At 69.0% G+C, this 2,991-nt stretch carries 4 protein-coding genes; all 4 read left to right on the top strand.

The features are described from left to right. Nucleotides 1-80 precede the first annotated feature (80 nt). Entirely contained in the window at nt 81-539 is a 459-nt protein-coding gene (locus AC1DZ6_RS22505) for an NUDIX hydrolase (RefSeq protein WP_477099345.1), read from the top strand. Nucleotides 540-735: 196 nt separating this feature from the next. Continuing rightward, nucleotides 736-1,518: an SDR family NAD(P)-dependent oxidoreductase gene (locus AC1DZ6_RS22500; RefSeq protein WP_477099344.1), complete on the top strand. Its 783-nt coding sequence runs from the start codon at nt 736-738 to the stop codon at nt 1,516-1,518. Nucleotides 1,519-1,656: 138 nt separating this feature from the next. Continuing rightward, entirely contained in the window at nt 1,657-1,794 is a 138-nt protein-coding gene (locus tag AC1DZ6_RS22495; protein WP_477099343.1) for a hypothetical protein, read from the top strand. A 235-nt stretch (nt 1,795-2,029) separates the two neighbouring features. Beyond that, a complete protein-coding gene (locus AC1DZ6_RS22490; RefSeq protein WP_477099342.1) occupies nt 2,030-2,983 on the top strand; it encodes an NAD(P)H-dependent flavin oxidoreductase in 954 nt (317 codons plus the stop codon). Nucleotides 2,984-2,991: the final 8 nt, after the last annotated feature.

Below are 2,991 nucleotides of genomic sequence, written 5' to 3'. Positions count from 1 at the left end.
GCTGATGGGGACACGCCGCAAGGGCATGTCCCCGGACCGAGGGCCTTCCACTCGACGCGTCCGAGGCTTATCTGACCGCCATGGTTTCCGCTTCCCTCCAATCCGTCCAGCCCGCCGCCTCCGAGCACCCCGTCGCCACCGTCGGCGTCGTCTGCCTGCGCGGCGACCAGGTCCTGCTGATCAAGCGCGGCACCCCGCCCCGCTTGGGACAGTGGAGCTTGCCCGGCGGCCGCCTGGAGTGGGGCGAGACCACGATGGTCGCCGCCTTGCGCGAGCTGGCCGAGGAGACGGGGGTTCAAGCCGAACTGCTGGGTCTGGTCGATGTGGTCGACGGCCTGTTCACCTCGCGCGAGACCGGCCAGACGACACGGCACTACGTGATGATCGACTACGCYGCGCGGTGGGTGTCGGGCGAACCGGTGGCCGGCGACGACGCCGCCGAGGCGCGGTTCGTGTCGCTGGACGAGGCGCTGGCCATGGTCGAGTGGGACGTCACCCGCAAGGTGATCGCCGAGACGTTCGAGCGGTTTGGGGCATAGCGGCTCACTAACTTGCCCCCACCTGGCGGCTTCGCCGCCTGTCCGCCCCCATAGGTGGCGGAGGACGCACCTCTTCCCCCTCCTGGGGGAAGACGATCGCGAAGCGATCCGTAGGGGGCAAGTGCTGGCCGCCACGGCCCTTGACGTCGGCCCCCACAACCGCTCCCCTTAAACAAACGTTCGGGAGCGAAACGCCATGGCCTACAAACCCTTCGACCTGACCGGCCGCGTGGCCCTGGTCACCGGCGGCAATCGCGGCATCGGGCTGGGCATGGCCGGCGCCCTGGCCCAGGCCGGGGCCGACATCGTCATCTGGGGCAGCAACGCCGAGCGCAACCAGGCCGCCGAGGTAGAGCTGCTCAAGCACGGGACCCGGGTGAAGGCCCAGGTGGTCGACGTTTCCCAGGAAGACCAGGTCCGCGAGGGCATGGAGGAGGCCGTGGCCGCCCTGGGTCGGGTCGACAGCGTGTTCGCCAACGCCGGGGTCGGCTACGGCGCGCCCAGCTTCGTGGAGATGAAGACCGAGATCTATCGCAAGACCCTGGCGGTCAATCTGGACGGGGTGTTCTTCACCTTCCGCGAGGCCTGCCGCCACATGGTCGAGCGGGCCAAGGGCGGCGATCCGGGCGGCTCGATCGTCGGCGTCGCCTCGCTGGCCGCCATCGAGGGCGCGGCCCGCAACCAGGCCTATGCGGCGACCAAGGGGGCGGTGATCTCGATGATGAAGTCGGTGGCCGTCGAGCACGCCCGCTACGGCGTGCGGGCCAACGCCATCCTGCCGGGCTGGATCGCCACCGACATGACCCAGGGCGCCCAGGACAACCCGGCCTTCGCCGAGAAGGTCATCCCCCGCGTGCCGGCCCGGCGCTGGGGCGAGCCGGCCGACTTCGGCGGCATCGCGGTCTATCTGGCCTCGGGCGCGTCCAGTTACCACTCGGGCGACACCTTCGTGATCGACGGGGCCTATTCGATCTTCTGAGGCGGGATGAAAACTGGACGGCGTGGTCCATGAAATCTCTTTAGAAATAAGGGACTTGCGGAACCTCGGGGCCGGTGAGAAGCTTTCCCTGTCGACAGCCCGGGCATCAGACTTGGGCGTCGCCAGAGGAAACGAGAGATGACCCCGCAAGACATCGTGAGCCTGACTCCGCCCCGAGGCATGCTGGCCCTGATCGCGATGATCCTGACCTCGATGGCGGCCTGTTTCTGGACGTCGGAAGCCGAGGTCCAGCCGGACGTGCTCAAGCGGGACTAGGTTTCCACTCCCTTTTTAGCCGTCATTCCGGGCCTTGTGCCCGGAACCCCTCGTTAAGCCGACGGTGAAGCGCCTTGGCGCGCTGGCGCGCCACACCCCCGCACTGCGACGGATAAAGGGGTTCCGGGCACAAGGCCCGGAAGACGGATTGATTTGATAGGTCTTGGGCTGCCCTCGCGGCACGCTTTGCGCCCCGCCCAACCAAGCTCATCCTCCTGAAAAAGGAGGAAACCCAATGACCCTTCACACCCCGCTGTGCGATCTGCTCGGCGTCGAGCATCCGATCCTGCTGGCCGGCATGGGCGGGGTCTCCTATGCGCCGCTGGCGGCGGCGGTGTCCAACGCCGGGGGCTATGGCGTTCTGGGCATGGCCGGGACCAGTCCCGATTTCATCCGCCTGCAGATGGCCCAGGTCCGCGACCTGACCGACAAGCCGTTCGGCGTCGACCTGCTGGCCGCCACGCCCGACGCCCTGACGGGCTCGGTCGATGCGATCATCGAGGGCGGGGCCTCGTCCTTCGTCGCCGGCCTGGGCGTGCCCCTGCCGATCATCGAACGGCTGAAGGGGGCGGGGCTGAAGGTCATGGTCGTCTGCGGGGCCGTGAAGCACGCCGTGAAGGCCCAGCAGGCCGGCTGCGACGCGGTGATCTGCCAGGGCGGCGAGGGCGGCGGCCACACCGGCCTGGTCGGGACTCTGCCGCTGGTCGCCCAGGCGGTGGACGCGGTCGACATCCCGGTGATCGCGGCCGGCGGCCTGTACGACGGACGCGGCCTTGCGGCGGCCCTGGCCCTGGGCGCCCAGGGCGTCTGGATGGGCACGCGCTTCATCGCCTCGACCGAAGCCCATGCCGGCGACCTCTATCGCCAGGCGGTGCTGGAGGCGGCCGACGAGGACACCATCCGCACCCGGTCCTATTCCGGCAAGCCGATGCGGGTGCGCAAGAACGCCTGGGTCGACGACTGGGAAGCGCGACCGACCGATATCCAGCCATTCCCGCAACAGGCCATCGCCTCGATCCAGGCCGGCGCCATGGGCGGCATCGGCGGTCAGATCGAGGGGCTGGATCCGGATCGGTCGTGCTTCGCCATGGGGCAGAGCGCCGGAGGGATCCGGGACGTGCTGCCGGCGGGGGAGATCGTGAGGCGGATCATGAGCGAGGCCGAGGCGGCGATTGGCAGGGTGGATTGAAAGGCTAG

Source organism: Caulobacter sp. P1_B12_2, from assembly GCF_056406675.1.
Note: the sequence above shows the minus strand (reverse complement) of the source record. Positions and strands in the feature narration are given on the sequence as shown.